General features: G+C 59.6%; 24 protein-coding genes. 5 read left to right on the forward strand and 19 right to left on the reverse strand.

All coding sequences use genetic code 11. The features are described 5' to 3' along the window. The first annotated feature begins 99 nt into the window (after window positions 1–99). A complete protein-coding gene (locus CYD26_RS01220; RefSeq protein WP_065758319.1) occupies window positions 100–1,131 on the forward strand; it encodes a dienelactone hydrolase in 1,032 nt (343 codons plus the stop codon). Here CYD26_RS01220 and CYD26_RS01225 read toward each other — a convergent pair. The 9 genes from CYD26_RS01225 to CYD26_RS01260 form a co-directional block, all read right to left on the reverse strand. After that, window positions 1,125–2,318 carry an MFS transporter gene (locus CYD26_RS01225; RefSeq protein ID WP_102051623.1) on the reverse strand — a complete coding sequence of 398 codons (1,194 nt, stop codon included), beginning with the start codon at window positions 2,316–2,318 and terminating at the stop codon, window positions 1,125–1,127. The two genes, CYD26_RS01220 and CYD26_RS01225, sit on opposite strands and share 7 nt — an antisense overlap. Window positions 2,319–2,485: 167 nt before the next feature. After that, window positions 2,486–4,075 carry an ABC-F family ATPase gene (locus tag CYD26_RS01230; protein ID WP_065758321.1) on the reverse strand — a complete coding sequence of 530 codons (1,590 nt, stop codon included), beginning with the start codon at window positions 4,073–4,075 and terminating at the stop codon, window positions 2,486–2,488. 20 nt (window positions 4,076–4,095) lie between these two features. Continuing rightward, complete coding sequence (locus CYD26_RS01235; RefSeq protein WP_256587928.1) at window positions 4,096–5,229, reverse strand: site-specific integrase; 1,134 nt, start codon at window positions 5,227–5,229, stop codon at window positions 4,096–4,098. Then, complete coding sequence (locus tag CYD26_RS25365; RefSeq protein WP_256587926.1) at window positions 5,130–5,462, reverse strand: hypothetical protein; 333 nt, start codon at window positions 5,460–5,462, stop codon at window positions 5,130–5,132. Before CYD26_RS25365 ends, CYD26_RS01235 begins: the two co-directional genes overlap by 100 nt. 43 nt (window positions 5,463–5,505) lie before the next feature. Then, window positions 5,506–5,829, reverse strand: coding sequence for a hypothetical protein (locus CYD26_RS01240; RefSeq protein WP_102051625.1), 324 nt, complete (start codon window positions 5,827–5,829; stop codon window positions 5,506–5,508). 57 nt (window positions 5,830–5,886) lie between these two features. Beyond that, window positions 5,887–6,120 (reverse strand): hypothetical protein, encoded by a 234-nt coding sequence (locus CYD26_RS01245; RefSeq protein WP_102051626.1) that lies wholly within the window; start codon window positions 6,118–6,120, stop codon window positions 5,887–5,889. A 43-nt stretch (window positions 6,121–6,163) separates the two neighbouring features. After that, window positions 6,164–6,658, reverse strand: a complete 495-nt coding sequence (locus CYD26_RS01250) for a hypothetical protein (RefSeq protein ID WP_102051627.1) — start codon at window positions 6,656–6,658, stop codon at window positions 6,164–6,166. Window positions 6,659–6,742: 84 nt separating this feature from the next. Next, window positions 6,743–7,666 (reverse strand): DNA cytosine methyltransferase, encoded by a 924-nt coding sequence (locus CYD26_RS01255; RefSeq protein WP_102051628.1) that lies wholly within the window; start codon window positions 7,664–7,666, stop codon window positions 6,743–6,745. 9 nt (window positions 7,667–7,675) lie between these two features. Beyond that, on the reverse strand, window positions 7,676–8,455 hold the full coding sequence (locus CYD26_RS01260) for a DUF2786 domain-containing protein (protein WP_102051629.1): 780 nt from the start codon (window positions 8,453–8,455) through the stop codon (window positions 7,676–7,678). A gap of 105 nt (window positions 8,456–8,560) precedes the next feature. Between CYD26_RS01260 and CYD26_RS01265 the strand changes: the two genes are divergently transcribed. Beyond that, complete coding sequence (locus tag CYD26_RS01265) at window positions 8,561–8,797, forward strand: hypothetical protein (RefSeq protein ID WP_102051630.1); 237 nt, start codon at window positions 8,561–8,563, stop codon at window positions 8,795–8,797. 24 nt (window positions 8,798–8,821) lie between these two features. Here the strand turns inward: CYD26_RS01265 and CYD26_RS01270 are convergent, their stop codons facing one another. The 7 genes from CYD26_RS01270 to CYD26_RS01300 form a co-directional block, all read right to left on the reverse strand. Next, window positions 8,822–9,235, reverse strand: coding sequence for a hypothetical protein (locus tag CYD26_RS01270; RefSeq protein WP_102051631.1), 414 nt, complete (start codon window positions 9,233–9,235; stop codon window positions 8,822–8,824). A 14-nt stretch (window positions 9,236–9,249) separates the two neighbouring features. Further along, the gene (locus tag CYD26_RS01275; RefSeq protein WP_102051632.1) at window positions 9,250–9,846 is read right to left on the reverse strand and encodes a hypothetical protein; all 597 of its coding nucleotides are present in this window, start codon (window positions 9,844–9,846) and stop codon (window positions 9,250–9,252) included. 64 nt (window positions 9,847–9,910) lie between these two features. After that, window positions 9,911–10,918, reverse strand: a complete 1,008-nt coding sequence (gene yejK / locus CYD26_RS01280) for a nucleoid-associated protein YejK (protein WP_102051633.1) — start codon at window positions 10,916–10,918, stop codon at window positions 9,911–9,913. Window positions 10,919–11,209: 291 nt separating this feature from the next. Then, complete coding sequence (locus CYD26_RS01290; protein WP_102051656.1) at window positions 11,210–11,560, reverse strand: hypothetical protein; 351 nt, start codon at window positions 11,558–11,560, stop codon at window positions 11,210–11,212. A gap of 84 nt (window positions 11,561–11,644) precedes the next feature. Further along, on the reverse strand, window positions 11,645–11,809 hold the full coding sequence (locus tag CYD26_RS25090; protein ID WP_158240120.1) for a hypothetical protein: 165 nt from the start codon (window positions 11,807–11,809) through the stop codon (window positions 11,645–11,647). Next, on the reverse strand, window positions 11,806–12,351 hold the full coding sequence (locus CYD26_RS01295; RefSeq protein ID WP_102051635.1) for a helix-turn-helix domain-containing protein: 546 nt from the start codon (window positions 12,349–12,351) through the stop codon (window positions 11,806–11,808). Before CYD26_RS01295 ends, CYD26_RS25090 begins: the two co-directional genes overlap by 4 nt. Next, window positions 12,348–12,617 (reverse strand): hypothetical protein, encoded by a 270-nt coding sequence (locus tag CYD26_RS01300; RefSeq protein ID WP_102051636.1) that lies wholly within the window; start codon window positions 12,615–12,617, stop codon window positions 12,348–12,350. Before CYD26_RS01300 ends, CYD26_RS01295 begins: the two co-directional genes overlap by 4 nt. Window positions 12,618–12,909: 292 nt before the next feature. On the opposite strand from CYD26_RS01300, the gene CYD26_RS01305 reads away from it, so the two are divergent. Next, on the forward strand, window positions 12,910–13,263 hold the full coding sequence (locus CYD26_RS01305) for a hypothetical protein (RefSeq protein ID WP_102051637.1): 354 nt from the start codon (window positions 12,910–12,912) through the stop codon (window positions 13,261–13,263). A 691-nt stretch (window positions 13,264–13,954) separates the two neighbouring features. Here CYD26_RS01305 and CYD26_RS01310 read toward each other — a convergent pair. Beyond that, window positions 13,955–14,218 (reverse strand): DUF1654 domain-containing protein, encoded by a 264-nt coding sequence (locus tag CYD26_RS01310; RefSeq protein ID WP_102051638.1) that lies wholly within the window; start codon window positions 14,216–14,218, stop codon window positions 13,955–13,957. 162 nt (window positions 14,219–14,380) lie between these two features. Here CYD26_RS01310 and CYD26_RS01315 point away from each other — a divergent pair, with 162 nt between their 5' ends. Next, window positions 14,381–14,686 carry a type II toxin-antitoxin system RelE/ParE family toxin gene (locus tag CYD26_RS01315; protein ID WP_102051639.1) on the forward strand — a complete coding sequence of 102 codons (306 nt, stop codon included), beginning with the start codon at window positions 14,381–14,383 and terminating at the stop codon, window positions 14,684–14,686. Further along, complete coding sequence (locus tag CYD26_RS01320) at window positions 14,683–14,979, forward strand: addiction module antidote protein (RefSeq protein WP_102051640.1); 297 nt, start codon at window positions 14,683–14,685, stop codon at window positions 14,977–14,979. The genes CYD26_RS01315 and CYD26_RS01320 overlap by 4 nt, the downstream gene beginning before the upstream one ends. Before the next feature lie 60 nt (window positions 14,980–15,039). On the opposite strand, the gene CYD26_RS01325 is transcribed toward CYD26_RS01320, so the two are convergent. Continuing rightward, window positions 15,040–15,249, reverse strand: coding sequence for a hypothetical protein (locus tag CYD26_RS01325; protein WP_102051641.1), 210 nt, complete (start codon window positions 15,247–15,249; stop codon window positions 15,040–15,042). A gap of 136 nt (window positions 15,250–15,385) precedes the next feature. Next, window positions 15,386–15,622 (reverse strand): hypothetical protein, encoded by a 237-nt coding sequence (locus CYD26_RS01330; protein ID WP_102051642.1) that lies wholly within the window; start codon window positions 15,620–15,622, stop codon window positions 15,386–15,388. Between the last annotated feature and the right edge of the window lie 287 nt (window positions 15,623–15,909).

The raw sequence follows: 15,909 nt of genomic DNA on the forward strand, positions 1-15,909 counted from the left end.
CGGGGTAACCGGCAGTCGGTTTTTTCATTCAGTTTTCATCTGGCGCGCAGTGCGCCAGCCTATGCTGATCGCTGGCTATAAAGGGACAAGGTGTCAGCCATGCAGCGTCTGTCTGGTTTGTTCATCCTCGCGGTGATCGGGATCGTGTTGTCGCTGCCGGGCGAGGCGGGCGAGCGCTGGCATGTGGGGTTGCACCGGATGATCCTCGCCGACCCGCTGGACGAACAGCCGATGCAGGCCTTGGCCTTTTACCCGGCCACTGGGCCAGCACATTGGAGCCGGGTTGAAGGCTATCGGGTGGAAGCCGGTTTTGAGGCACCCATTGCGATGGGGCGTTTCCCGCTCTTGATGCTTTCCCATGGCAATACCGGTACGCCATTGGCATTGCATGACCTGGCAACGGCACTGGCACGCAAGGGCTTTGTGGTGGTGGCGGTGGTGCACCCGGGGGACAATGCCCAGGATCACAGCCGACTGGGCACCCTGAGCAACCTCTATGGGCGTCCGCTGCAGATCAGCGCGGCCATCAGCGCAACCCTGAACGACAAGCTGCTGGCGCCCTATGTCAACGCCGAGCAGGTCGGGGTGATTGGTTATTCGGCGGGTGGTGAAACCGCGTTGATCCTTTCCGGCGCACGCCCGGAACTGGACCGTCTGCGCCGTTATTGTGAAGAACGCCCTCTGGATGCTGACGCCTGCAAGATGCGCGGGCAACTGATCGCCGACCGTGACGACCTGCTGCCCGCCGCAGACTCAAGGATCAAGGCATTGTTGCTGATGGCACCTTTGAGCCTGATGTTCGGTCGTCATGCCCTGGCCGGGGTAAAAGTACCGGCGCTGATCTACAGTGGTGATCGCGATCAGTTGCTGGCAATCGACAAGAACGCCGCTGCGCTGGCACGTAAACTGCCCCGCACTCCTGATTACCGGCTACTGGCCGGTGCAGGGCATTTCATTTTCATGGCGCCTTGCGATGAAGCCCAGCGTGTGCACATGGCCGCGCTATGCACCGACGCCGAGGGCGTCGACCGTGCCAGCATTCATCATTCGCTGCAGTCGGAGGCGGCGTTGTTTTTCAGTCAGACGCTTGGGCGAGCGGACCGTACGGGATGGCGTACGGCTGATCAGTGAGTATGTGCGCTGCGCCGCGACAGCAGCAGTACCAGCCCGACTCCAAGTAATGCCAGCAATGACGCGATACCGAAGATCGATTCGTAGCCCAGATGTGCAGCTACCGCGCCCATCAGCGGCCCGGCGATGGCCAGGGCCAGGTCGAAGAACACCGCGTAAGCGCCCAAACCCGCGCCACGGCTGCTACTGGGTACTTGTTTGATGGCTTCAAGGCCCAGTGCCGGGTAGACCAGCGACAGCCCGGCACCGCTGAGGCCCGCGCCGAGCAATGCCAGTAGCGGGGAGGGCGCCAGCCAGAGCAACGCCAGGCCAACGGCTTCAGTCGCCATGCAGACAACCGCAACCGGATAGCCGCCCCATCGATTCACCGCATTGACGAACAGCAAGCGGGACAGAATGAAGCAGACCCCGAACGCACTCAGGCACCAGGCTGCGCCGGTCCAGCCACGCTCACTGTAGAAAAGGGTCACGAAGGTGGTCAGGGTGCCATAGCCGATGGATGCCAACGTCAGGCCAACACCACAGGGCGCTACCCGCCCGAAGGCCGCCCAGAACGGCAGGCGCTCGCCGGCAACGACCGGGAGCGAAGGCTTGTTGCGGATCACCAGCAGGGCCAATGTCGCCAGGACAAACAGGACCAGGCCGATGCTTGCGAAGTTCAGCAACTGGTTCAGTTTCACCCCAAGCGGCGCACCAATGGCGATGGCACCATAAGAGGCGATGCCATTCCAGGAGATTACCCGCGCTGTATGCGCTATTCCCACTTGGCTGATGCCCCAGCTCAAGCTGGCAACACCAATCAACCCTTGGGCAAGGCCCAGCAGCACGCGCCCGGTCAGCAATACCGCCAGGCTGAGCAAGGGCATACTGACCAGCAGTGTCGAGGCCGCTGTCACCAGGCCGCTCAGGGCAATGGCGAGCAGGCCGTAGATGATTGCACGCTTGCCGCCCAGGCTATCAGCGACGCGCCCGGCCATCGGCCTGCTGACCAGCGTGGCGAAGTACTGCAAGCCTATGGTTATCCCGGCCACAACCGGACTGAAGCCCAACTGCTCATGCACGTAACCCGGCAGCACGGCAATTGGCAGCCCTACGCAGAGGAAGGCGATAAAGGTATAGAAGATGATCGAGACGATTTTTCGGGTAATCGTCGTTGCCGGCAGTGCGGCGGGTTCTAGCGCAGACATGGCTACACAGGATGGGCGTTTGGAAACGCCATCATCGCTGTATGCGAGGGAAAAAGAAAGCAGGCTAACGAATCTTGGCGGTCCGTTAGCCTGCTTTTATAGGCGTCCCGCTTGTGGCGACGGGCCGGGTAGCACGCCATCGCCTTCAAGCAGGCTTTTTACGAGTGTTAAACGATTACACCCTGGCTACGCAGGTAGTCATCGTAGGTGCCGCTGAAGTCCACGACACCGTTGGCGCTCAATTCGATGATGCGGGTGGCCAGCGAGGACACGAACTCACGGTCGTGGCTGACGAACACCAGCGTACCCGGGTAGTTCTCCAGCGCCATGTTGAGGGCCTCGATCGACTCCATGTCCAAGTGGTTGGTCGGTTCGTCCATCAGCAGTACGTTGGGCTTTTGCAGGATCAGCTTGCCGAACAGCATACGGCCTTGCTCACCACCGGAAATCACCTTGACCGACTTGAGGATTTCATCGTTGGAGAACAGCATGCGACCCAGCGTGCCGCGAACCAGTTGCTCGCCGCCCTGGGTCCACTGGCCCATCCAGTCGAACAGGCTGACATCGTCTTCGAAGTCCGAGGCGTGGTCCTGAGCGTAGTAACCGATCTCGGCGCTTTCGGTCCACTTCACTTCACCGCTGTCTACCGGCAGTTCGCCGACCAACGTACGCAGCAAGGTGGTTTTACCGATACCGTTCGGGCCAATGATCGCCACGCGCTCGCCGGCTTCGACCTGGAAGCTGAAGTTCTTGAACAGGGTATTGCCATCGAAGCCCTTGGAGACGTTCTCGACGGTAACTGCCTGACGGTGCAGCTTTTTCGTCTGCTCGAAGCGGATGAACGGGCTGACACGGCTCGAAGGCTTGACTTCAGCCAGCTGGATCTTGTCGATCTGCTTGGCCCGCGACGTGGCCTGCTTGGCTTTCGAGGCGTTGGCCGAGAACCGGCTGACGAAGGTCTGCAGCTCGGCGATCTGGGCTTTCTTCTTGGCGTTGTCCGACAGCAACTGCTCGCGCGACTGGGTCGCGGCGATCATGTACTCGTCGTAGTTGCCCGGGAACAGGCGCAGCTCACCGTAGTCCAGGTCGGCCATATGGGTGCAGACACTGTTCAGGAAGTGCCGGTCGTGGGAAATGATGATCATGGTGCTGTTACGCGCCGTGAGGATGTTTTCCAGCCAGCGGATGGTGTTGATGTCCAGGTGGTTGGTCGGTTCGTCGAGCAGCAGCACTTCCGGGTCCGAGAACAGCGCCTGTGCCAGCAGCACGCGCAGTTTCCAGCCTGGGGCAACTTCACTCATCGGGCCGAAATGCTGCTCGAGCGGAATGCCCAGGCCCAGCAGCAACTCACCGGCACGGGACTCGGCGGTGTAGCCGTCCATTTCGGCGAACTCGGTTTCCAGCTCAGCGACGGCCATGCCGTCCTCTTCGGTCATTTCCGGCAGCGAGTAGATGCGGTCGCGCTCGGCCTTGACCCGCCAGAGCTCTTCGTGGCCCATGATCACGGTATCGATCACGGTGAATTCTTCATAGGCGAACTGGTCTTGACGCAGCTTACCCAGGCGTACGTTCGGCTCTAGCATGACCTGACCTGCGGATGGCTCCAGGTCGCTGCCGAGGATTTTCATGAAGGTCGACTTGCCACAGCCGTTGGCGCCGATCAGGCCGTAACGGTTGCCGTTGCCGAATTTGACCGAGACGTTCTCGAACAGCGGCTTGGCGCCGAACTGCATGGTGATGTTAGCGGTGGAGATCAAAGGGCTTACCTATCAATAGCTTATGTCGCTGGCAATGCGGCTGATACCGATTTGATACCAATTTGCAGCTTTTCCAGCTCGCTCCAGTCGGAGCTTGAGTTAATCCAACGCGCATAGGTTGACAGCAGCATCTGTACGCTGTGGCCAAGCTGTTGGGAGATAAATGCGGGGTTGAGGCCGGACATTAAGCATATTGTCGCATAGGTATGACGGCAGTTGTACGGCGGCCGATAACGAATCCCCAGTTCCTTCAGCACCGGGCGCCACTGGTGATGGAGGTCTGAGGTCTGCTGAACGAACTCTGCGTTCTTTGACGGGGGAAACACGAATGGTGTTTCGGTGACCCGTCCCTTTCCATTCCTGCGGCGCTCAGCGTAGTTTTTTGCGAACTCGAGAGCACGCAAGGCCCTCTCGTTAAGCAGCACGAACCGGTCTTTGCCGGTCTTTGTGCGCTCTACGACCTCGCCCAGAGCGACAGTGCGTCGCACATGTACAACCTTCCTCTCCAAATCGATTGCATCCCACTTCAGCGCCAGGCCCTCCGACAGGCGCAACCCAGTGAAAAAAACGAATTCGAAAAACGCCGCGTAGATCTGGCTGGGCCAGTGCTTGTGCTGGTATAGCCTCTCAACTATCGCGTTGGCCTCTTCCAGCGTGAATGGGTCAATTTCTTTTCGTGACCGCTTCGGCAGCTCGACCGCGACTGCCGGGTTCTTGGTGATCAGACCTTCTTTCAAGGCTGCGCCGAGGATTGTAGAGAGCCTGACCAGGGCGTTTCGCTTCACGCCCGGTGAGTGCCATTCCGTGCTGGTGATGATTCGACGAATGGTGGTCGTTGAGATCAAGTCAATCTGTGTGAGGGCCAGCACCGGCATCCAGTAGAGGTTGAGCGCGCTTTTGTAGTTCTGGCGCGTACCTGGGGTGATCTCGCGGCTATCAAGCCAGAGCTGGGCGTACTCGCCAAACGATGGCTTGCTGCCGGCGACGGTTTGCGATCCCGGGAACAGCTCGGCGTACTTGTCCTGGTCAAGCAAACCGAGCTTATTGAAGCTGACTACCTGATCGCGAAGCTGGGATGCAGCCTGGATGCCTTTTTGTGTCGGGGGATAGGGGAGCGTTTCGCATCGACGGACACCGTCCCATGTGAAACGAATCCGGAGGGAGTTGCGGAAGATTTCGACCCCACGGGGCAAATCCATTGGCTTTCGAGCCATGCGTCATACCTTTTTTTGCTGTACATGATGCGGCCGTGGATTTTCATCCAGACGCCTTCGGGGAACACTTCGCGCAGGCGACGGCCTTCAAGAGATCGCTTGGTGCAGCCAAGTAGCTCGGCCATGCGCTGCTCTGTGACTTTGTCGACGTCACCATCTGTTTCAACGGTCATGCATTGCTCCGTGCCGCGCATGGCGGCAGAGGTGGGGGGAGACTTAATCGACCTGGTAGTAGACGTAGCAGTCGACGCCTTGGTCCTTGAGTGATTTGTGCATTGCCCGCACGCCGGCGCTGTGCTGGTTTCCCTGACCAGGCCACGGCGTGTCGAGGTGGACGCCCTGCTGGTGGTAATGGCTCTTCTTCTGCAAGTAGCCCGGCAGGCTGGGCAGCTGGCTGGCGCGCAGCCCTGGAACAGGTATGACGACGCGGTCGAGGTTGGCGCTGCCGCCGTCATTGGTGCACGCCGCAGCAGCGGCTTTGCCGGCCTCGGCGGCGATGCGCACCTTTTCGGGTAGGCCGGCCAGTTCTTCTTTTGTCACGGCAATAGCTCTCCATGCCCGCCTACCGGCAGGCTTGAGTTGTTGTAGGGGGAGGGGTTATTGAATCTTGCCGGTTAGGCGTTCGCGCCATGTTAGGCGCCGGGGTAAGTGCTCACGGTCATCCACCTCGACCACTACATAGGCTGTGCGGTCGAAGGCGGCATCACGTCGCGCTGCAAGAAGGCACGCTTCGTCATCAGCAGCTTCATGACTGGTTGCGTTCAGCTCGTGCACGTTGAAGCCGTTGCTATGGACGTGCCATCCGTGGATCACAGCGATGAACCTGCTCATAGCCTCGTCCCCTTCCAGATCGGGAGGCAGAGGGCGAGGCGGGTCATTGCTCGACCTCAGCAGATTCTGGAATTTCCTCGAACTTATAGGTCTTGATGACCCTTTCCTCGACGCCGGCGACCTTGATGAACTTGGCCTCATCCACCCACGGGTAGGCATTCGGTTCGCCGTGCTTGCCTCCGCCGCTCATTTCGCAGAAGGCTAGGGCGCGGCCGTCAGGCAGGATGAAGGCCTTCACATCGATTTCGTAGTTACGATTCCAGCTGTAGTGGCACCAGTACGGGATTCCGTGAACATCTTCGGCCTCGTAGCGCACCTCGTTGATAGCGTCGTCATGCTCGTTTTCATCGAACAGAGCCTCCAGCAAATCGCCCGGTGCTGAAGCCAGAAAAGCCAGGTCGATGTCAATATCCTGCCCATCATCGTCGGTGAACGTGTAGGTGTAGCCGAACTCAAGCCCTTTGCGCATGACAAGCAGCTTGGCCAGTTGACTTGCAGTGAGCATGCTCAGGGTTTCGTGGATGTTTGCATCGAGCATAGGGATTCCTTGGCCGCCATATCGCGGCTGTTCAATAGAGGGGAGAGGGGTATTTCGGGGTTGAGTACAAATGTACTCTTTACGTTATGCAGCCTTCAGTAAGGCCTCAATCACGCGCTGCCCGGCCAGCGGCGGCACTGCGTTCCCGGCCATGTGCATGGTCAGCCGGTGGTTGTCCGGACGCAGGGTGTCTGCTGGAAACGACATCGCGGCCAGGGCCTCGTCAGCGCTGAGCATCCGCATCCGATCGCCGTCGACCAGTGCCCAGCGGTCCAGGGTAGTGATGGTGCCGATTGGACGGTTGATGTCGCGCCCAGTGGTGCCAGAGCCTTTGCCGTAGTAGGGCATGATGAACCGGTCGCCGAAGCGCTGGCGACCGTTGCGCACCCGGTCAAGAGTGGCTTGGGCCCGGCCCGGCTTGTCGATCGGTGACCAGCGCCCGGCATCAAAGTCGAGGAAGCTGGCGGCCGGCACATGCTGATGTCGGTGAAGCTCTAGCATCAGTGGCGCCTTGCTGCGGGTTAGCACCAAGAACAACCGCACGCGGTGTTGCGGTACGCCCAGGTCGGCACAGTCAACGACATGCGGTGCGACCTGGTACCCCAGCGCCTGAACTGCCGCAACCCAAGCTGGGTACAGCGCCCAGTCGGTGAACTCTTCTACGTTCTCCACCAGCGCCGCTTCTGGCCGGTGAAACTCCAAGGCGGATACCACCGCCCAGGCTGTCGAGCGCGACGAATCGTGCTGCGGGTTTCCCGACTTCTTGCCTCTGGCCTTTGAGTGACCTTGGCAGCAAGGTGAGGCCAGCAGCAGGTCGTGCGCGGGCACCTGCTCCCATCGAGCCTGATGCAGATCTTGGCAGACGTGCTCGGCATGCGGGTGGTTGGCTGAATGCCACTTTACGGCCTCAGGCCAATGGTTTGCCGCCCAGAGAACCTGGACGCCTGCGGCGCGCGCGCCTGTGCTCCATCCGCCGAGGCCGGCGAACAGGTCGATTGCTGTGGTCATGCTCGATTCTCACGCGCTTGCCAGCTGAAGTTGCTCATTGCCGCCTGTTGCAAGGCCGGGGTTTAGCTCAACGCGCTGCCCGGCGAGCAGGCCAGCGATGTGGGCATTCAGATCCAGTTCAAGTTCTCGCACCTTCCGGGCCTTGCTGATCTCCCTGCCTGCCAGGTACTGCTCGATCAAAGCCTTGTCCTGTGCTTCTACCGCTACCAAATCACGGCCATTTGACTGGTGACCAAGGGCTGGATCCTCTTCGCCGCGCGGCACCAGTTCGTGGATCTTGCCGTGCACAGCGGAAACCCAGGCGAGCGCGAAGTGATCGCCCGCAGTCTCCGGCGAGTAGGAGCTTCGCTGCTTTCCTGCCCGAACCTGCGAAACATACTCACGCCTGGCGAGGGTGAGCTTGGTCAGCAGAGCTTCGTAGGCATACAGCGCGATCTGTGGCGCTGGGGTCACGCCGACAAACATTGCTCTTTCCACCACGCGAGCAGTCGAATCGCACCAGTGCTTGCGGGAGAGCGACTTCACGCCGAGGGCCTGGGCGACAATTGAGCTGAGGTGGCGATCCCAGGTGGGGCGTCGGTTTGCGCGAGCCTTGTCCGACTCAACCTCGCCTACATCGCTCAAGCGCACATCCATTTCGGTGAGGCGATACTCGCGCATCAGCGCCTGGGCCTGACGCATGGCCGTGGCCGCTTCGTTCTCGTTCGAACTCTTGGAGAGGGCCAGGCAACGCTTGATCTTGCGGATGACTCGCTCGAGCTTGTTTTCGTCGTGCTGTTGGTCGGTCATGTTGTGGTCCTTGCGTGCAGGCGCCGCCCTCGCCGGGGTGGCGTGATTCGTTGAAGTGGTCTATTTGTTTCTGACCCGGCAACGGGCCGGGCCAAGGAGGGGTAAATGGACAAAGCGAAACGCAACAGGATCGTCGCCAAAGCTTCTGGACTTACTGAAGGCGAGGTTGACTCATACCTTGCTGAGGTGATTGAGCGGCCGGACGGCTCATGGATCGCGTATTTCGGCCAAGAGGTCGAGCGCGACCGCGAGGCAGCCTCCAAGCTTCCGGCATCGAAGACCATTGAGGTATCGAAGGAGGAGGTCTGCGGCGGGGGCGGGTACGATCACGATAACGGCTGAAGCGCTTGTCGCAGCGCCGCAGTGTCAGGCCGCGCGGACCTTGAAGCTGAGCATGGCCGTAGCGTCGTCGTTGAAGCACTCGGCCAGCTCTTGATAGGCCCGGTACTTGGCCTGGCTACGAGTGGCTGCCCATATGCGCCGCACGTAGTGGTGCGCATCGCCAAGCATGTACCTCACGTCATCCCAGTCATACAGCCCGTTGGTGAGCACTTCCCACTGCTTGAGCGGCAGCGTCTCAGCCATCTCGCCGTACTGCATCTCCCAGGTGGGGTGGTAGTTGCGGATGCGCTTCTTCGGGTCGCTGTCGAGGATGACACCGATGTAATGCCCGCGGTCGGCGATGATCACGCCAGGCTCGCCATTGGCGATTACGCGGCGCCCGATCTCGGCTGGCACGTCGTAATGGCGGCGAACGTAGTCGCAGTTGTAGTTGCTCATGGCTCTCTCCTTGATCAGGCCGCAGCCGCTACGGGCTGTGCCAAGGCTTGCTGCACCGCCTCAACGATCCGCTTGAGGTAGGTGTAATCAGGGTTCGGCTCTACGGCGCCCTCGCTGACCTGATGACCCCAGTCGCCGCCGAAGATCGATGACAGCAGTTCGTCGTGGGCCATGCAGCCGGCAGGGTGGTCGATATAGCCCAGCTCCTCGATTTGGTCGTACAGCTCGCGGGCGTCGCGCTTGTTGAGCTCGTAGCAGTCTTCCCATTCCTTGACGTTCCGGCCACGGCGTCGGTCGAGCACTCTACGGCTTGCCAGTTCGACAAGGGCGGCGCTGCTGAACTGCGTCCCGCTCAGGCCCCGACTCAGGCAATTCAACACATAACCCGCATCACAGCTGGTTACGAACTCAGCCACCGTGATCGGCCCCATGCTGCCCCAGTAGCAGGTCCAGCTCTGGCCGTAGCAGCTGATTGTCAGGTTGCCCGCGCACGTTTCGTGGTCGCCAGATTTGGCGCGGACGCCGTGGTCTTCGATGAATACGGTCACCGGATCCAGGCCCTGGACATCGCTGATTCTGATCTTGGTGATGGTGGAAGTGTCGACCTTCATGTCTTTCTCCATGCATGCGCCGCCCTCCGTGGACGGATGCGGCATGATGAGTTAGGGGCGGCTATCAGGCCGCGCTGCGCTTGAGCTGATCAATCAACTGCGTCGGCAGGTTCTTGATCGTTAGGCTGCTGTTGTCCTGGTCGAACTCGACGCGCGAGCCAAGCAGGTGTGCCTCGAAGCTGATCGACATGCCCTCGGCCCGGCCGGTGTAGCGCCTGAACTGGTTGAGGGTGCGCTTGTCAGCCGGGATCTCAGGCGAGAGGCCATAGTCCTTGTCGCGGATGAACTCAGCGAAGTTCTGCGGGCGGTCCTCATCGAGGAGTTGGGACAGATCCTGCAGGGTTACCGGCTCGCCCAGCTTGGTTTGGGTGGCGGCGTACTCGACCAGGGTGGCTGTCTTCTCGCGCGCTGCCTCCTCGGGTAGGTCTTCCTTCTCCACGTAGTCGCTGAAAGCCTTGAGCAGGGTGCGGGTTTCGCCCGGGCCATCGACGCCTTCCTGACAGCCGATGAAGTCACGGAAGTAGTCGCTCGACTTGCGCCCATTCTTGCCCTTGATGAACGAGATGTACTGCCTTGACGCCGGGTTGTTGCGCCACTCGCTCAGGTTGATGCGGGCTGCGAGGTGTAGGGCGCCGGTATCCAAATGACGGGAGGTTGCCACGCCGAGGTCGGCGGTGACCGCTATCGTCTCGACTTGCTGCAGGATGGCGACCGTCAGGTAATCCGTCAGGCCTTGGGTATAGAAGGCGAAAAGGACATGCCCACCAACGGACAGATTGGATTCCTCCATCAGCTTGGTCAGGTGCTCGGCGGCGGTGCGGGTGAAGTCGATGAACTCCATGTTGCCGTTGACGAACTTGGCCAGCCAGCCGCTCAGCGGGTAGGCGCCGGATTCTCCATGGAAGAAGCCCCAGGCCTTGCCCGTCTTGGCGTTGTAGCTGTCATTCACGTCATGCATCAGGCTCTCGATGGCCTGCGTCTCCGGCAGGTTATCGGTGGCCAGGTGCAGGACCGCAGGGCTTCCGTCAGGCTTCTTGTCGATCTGGTGAATAACTGCGTTGCGAATGGGCATGGGTGTTCCTCCGTGGCCGGCGGACGGCATGGTGGTAATTTGGATTGGGATGGGGTATTAGGACTGGTCAAACTAATTAGCACTAAGGGCGGCAACAAATGATCGATCCAAGAATCATTGAGCAGAGTGACGCACTTCTGACTCTTTTAAATGAGGCGTCAGCGAAGCTCAGAGAGTTCTGCGTGAAACACGACACTGCTAAAGACGAAAATCGAGAGAAGGCTGTCGAGCTCCAGCGTGCCGTACACAAAGCTCATGCCACATGGCTGAAATTTGTCGAACAAAACCACCCTAACTGGGGCGTATGATTTCCTCGCCAGGATCTCGCTTGAGTTCCGTCATACTGGCTTCTTCGAACTGACACGCTAGTTTCGGTGAGATATAAAAAGCTGGCGCGTCAGGTCGCTCAAGGCGACGCGCCCGCTCTACAGGATCCTGGGCAATCCACGACAGAGCCAGGTCCTGCCAGAGCTCCTGCACCTGTTCGTACCCATGGGCCTCAATCTCGGCGGCGATGGCCTTTTTGATCCCGGCAGGCATGTTGAAGAACACCTTCTCAATGCCCAGCTTTTCGGCCTTCTTCTTCTCGCGCTCGCGGTAGTCCGCCGAGTGCTTGGCTGCCCCCGTCTTCTTCTCGGCCATCGCCTGTACCTCGCAAGCCGCTTGGCGGCAACGTAATCTGATGCTGGCGCCGGCCATGCCGGGCGCGGTTTGAAATTCGGCGGATCATGGGTGGCACACCTCCAGTGCAGGCTGGCGTCTTCCGCTGGCGGGCATGACGAAAAGCCGCCGATTGCTGGTGCGATAGACGCCCCAGGCTGTGCTGGTTGCTCTGGCCATGCAGGCCGCGTACTTGATCGCCTCCAGGTGATTGGTGGTGGCGATGATCATTGGTCGTGCTTCGCTCTACTGCTGATCGGTCTCGCAGGGAAGTCGATCTCGTAGTCGCTGATCAGCCGGTCCAGCAGCTTGTCGCTGATGCCCATCTGCTTGGATGCCTTGTAGCGCGACAAGCCGCCATCACGTAGCGCCTTCAGTTGCTCCAGCTTGGCCGCATCCGCCACCCGGTCGATGGCTCGACCCTTGCCACGTCGTGCGGTGCTGACCTTGAACAGGAAGCCGCCTTGCTTGGCGATACGATGCAGCGTGGCCGTGGAGTAACCGGTTGCCCTGGCTGCTTCGTTGTAGGTCATGGTCTTGGCCATCTCGCGGATCCGCTCAAGACGCTTTGCATCTTCGGCGCGCCGGCGCTGGGCTGCAGCTTTCTTCTCGTCTGCCGGTACCTGGTTGTTGAACTTGGCAGCCGGTCGTGGCTCGTACTTGGGCGGTGTCAATTCATTGACCTCACCGCCTGCCGCAAAGAACTGCTCAATCCTCGCGTTAAGGTCAGCCACGATCTTATGGCGCGGATCTGGGATAGGTTCGCCGATCATTGCCGCGGTACCAGCTTGCGCTGCTCAGCTGCCTCCATTGCGTCGGCTACGCGCAGCGCCTTCGGATAGTTACCGCAAAAGCTGCAGGTCTTGCCAGTGGCTCTGTCGATGATGTGCCACATCTTGCCCTTGTTGGTCGTCTGGAATCGTGGCTCCAGTGCCGGAGCGTGGCGCCCGATCTTGGCGTAAAAGTCTGTTGGAGTGAGGTGGGCGCGCAAGTCAAGGGCAGCCAAGCCCTCCGCGCGCTCCTGCATGGCTGGGTGCATGTTGATTTCCTTAGGGTGGAAGGCCCGGCGACCGGGCGGGGAAGGGCTAGCCGTTGGTGGCTGCATTGGTCGTAACGCTCGCCGTGCCGTGAATCTCCCTGACCTAGGGAGGGCAAGCGTCACGACCGATGCAGCCTGGTGATGGGGAGCCAGGTGATCGGGCAGTTAACGTCAGGCTGACGTGGCGCTGGTTGTTTGGTGGCCAGCGGCCAGCTCACCACTGCCCAGGTGACGGGCTTTGCGCTACGCTGATCGCTCTCACACAACACAGCCAGCAAAGGAGGGCGCAACCTTGGCAGTCTCGGTGGTTGCAAAATTCGTCGCAGATGAGTGGTTCAAGATCATGGCGATTCTTTGTTTTTTGATATTCGTGGTGTCGCTCACGGTAGAGCTGAGGGCCGATAACGTCCTCGTGGGTTTTTTCTCACTGTCAGGATTGCTTTGGGGCATTGGTGAAATGGCATGTCGGCCATACCGAGAAATTCTGGTAGAGGACTTTGCTGGCCCTGGATGGGGGAAGCTGTCGGGTAGGCCTCGGCGCCTCAATGCTCCAGGGTTGATCCTGTTCTTCCTATCTGTCGCGTTTGCTGCGCTCGGATGTTTGCGAGGCTGGCCGATGGTGTCGGCAATGATCTCGGCCATTTGATTGGTGATTTCCCGTCTGGTCCTGTCGCCAAGGCCAGCCAGTGAAATCCACGGAAGCCATCCCGTATGAAGTAATTAGGTGATGGAATCTTTAGAACCCCGGCCTCGCTACTGGCGACAGGCCGGGCGTATTGCATCAACGGTGATCAGTTCGCTTCCCCGCTGCTGATTGCAGGTACGCGATTCGCTGGGGTGGGCCACGAGCTTCCTCCAGCGCCGCCAATCAGCGGTGACGGCGCCTTCAAAGGTCCATACGAGATGCAGCGCTAAAGCTCTGTTTGGCCCCGGTTGAGTGGGTCAGGGCTGCATCAAGTCCGGCGCCCCTCATAGCCGAAGCTCAGGGCGCTAATTCTGAAACTGGTATTCCTGGCCTCCGTTACTCGCCACGGTGGGCTGGGCGTATTTCTTTCCATACGTTTACGGTTTGGGCTGACATGACTACTCGGATACGGCGCAGCAGGGTGGGAGTCGCCCACGCCCGGTGCGTCAGTCTTTTCGCTGGCTGGCAGCCTTTCTGCGGTTGGGTTGTTAAAGAGCGGTCGGCCCTCTTGAGGTCCTGTGCAGTCCCTGTTGGGTGACTGCGATGGATTTAAAGTAGCACTGCTGTTATTGATCGGTCAACAGCAGTGCTGTTATTTGTATCGCGCCCACAAAAAAGCCCGCACTAGGCGGGCAAAGAGGGATTCGATAAATCAGTCTTCCTTGGGCACGGTCCAGAAGATCTGCACATTGCCATCGTCACGATGGGCCAAGGTGACGTTGTCGTTTTCGGAGATCTCGTCGATCAGCCGATCCCAGTCCTCAGGCAGGTCGCCAGGCCGTCGTTCCAGCAATGCTGATTTCGATGTCTGGGCGCCGGTGCTGTTGATGATCTTCTGGATTCTCATGCCGAGCATCTCGTAAGAGCTGGGCAGGGCGGGTGTCTGAGGTTTCGACGCGGGCTTGGGTTTGGCCATGAAGAGCGCTCCATTTACTGTATGAATGAACAGTATTTTATCTGGAGATGAATGGCAATACGTAAAGAGTACATTTGTACTCTTTGTGCCGGCCTATCAGCCATGAACTCAGATAGGGCATGATCGCTTGTTCGTCTGTAGCTCAAGGGCTACACTCTCGACATGACCGAGATCATCCGAAGCGAAACGTTCTCTACTTGGCTCTCCGGCCTTTCGGATAGTCGCGCCAAGATGCGCATCATCACCCGAATAGATCGCTTGGCCGATGGCAACCTCGGAGACGCCAAGCCCATTGGTGACGGCCTGAGTGAGGCGCGCATCGACTACGGCCCAGGCTACCGGGTGTATTTCATGCAGCAAGGTCGGCAGCTGATCATCCTGCTATGTGGCGGCGACAAAAGCAGCCAGCCCCGTGACATCAAACAGGCTAAGCAGGTCGCAAAGGCCTGGAAGGAGCAAAATCTATGAGCGAACAATTCTCCCGCTGGGATTCTGCCGAATACCTCAAGACAGAAGAGGATATCGCCAACTACCTGGATGCTTGCCTGGAAGAGGCGGGCGACGATCCAGCATTCATTGCCAAGGCGCTCGGCACTATTGCTCGCGCTCGAGGCATGACTCAGGTTGCGCGTGACGCGGGATTGTCTCGGGAAAGTCTATACCGCGCCCTTTCTGGCGAGGGAAACCCAGAGTTCGGCACAATCCTCAAGGTGGTCAAGGCGCTTGGTCTGAAGCTGCACGCGCAGCCGGCGCACCCCTAGCGGCAAGCAAGTCAGGAGAGCTAGAGCATCACGCCTGAGATTGGGCGAAACGATATCGCCTTAATCGTTCATCAGCTCGGCAACCCCTCGAGTGATGAACTCCAAATTGTCGTCCAGCTTCGCCAGTGATTGACGAATCTTGATCGACCCGTCGGCGGGCCCATGAATCTGCTCGATCCATTTTGAAAGCTCTTCGACGGCTTCGGCGATGGCGAGCTGGTTCTCGTTGAGCTTGAAGATGAGAGAGGGAATGAGGTCATTGGTTGGCATGGCTTGATCCTCCTTTGCCTGAGGAAAGCTTAGCAGGGGCAACAAAAAACCCGCACGGTGGCGGGCTCTCTGCGATGGGCGCTGATCCTTCAGCTGGTCGGAGTGTAGTCGGATTACTGAGGATCGCGAGGCCGTTTCAGTCTTCTGGTTCAGCCGGTTCTTCAGGCTTCCACCTGGCAGTCAGGTCAGCCATCAGCTCGGTAATGGTGTCAGCATTGTCTGCCAGCACTTCAAGATGCTCACTGACTCGTTCATACGTGTCCGTAGAGCCGCGCTGATCGATCCAGGTGCTGATTTCTTCTATAGCGCAGCCGAGCGCCATGATGTTCTGGTTGAGGCGGTAGAGCAGGGCGGGGGTTGGATCGTCTGGCATGGCAGTTCCTCCGGTGTGAAGGAAAGCGTAGCAAAACACAGAAAACGCAACGCTGAGCATTGAGGCGGTAGAGTAGGGCGGCGGTGGAGGTGGCAGGGGCGGTCACCAACCGGGCAGAAAAATGCCCGCACTGGGCGGGCTGCTTTCTCACCACGAGGCGCTGTTCCTTCAGCTAGTTGGAGTGTAGTTGGGTGGTGGCGAATTGCCAGAATCGAGTAGGAGGCGAGTTCACACCCGCCGTCCTCTCACACCACCGTGCGTACGGTTCCGTACACGGCGGTTCAGGT

The sequence above is a fragment of the Pseudomonas sp. FFUP_PS_473 genome (assembly GCF_002858665.1).
In the GTDB taxonomy this organism is placed as follows: Bacteria; Pseudomonadota; Gammaproteobacteria; order Pseudomonadales; family Pseudomonadaceae; genus Aquipseudomonas; species Aquipseudomonas defluvii.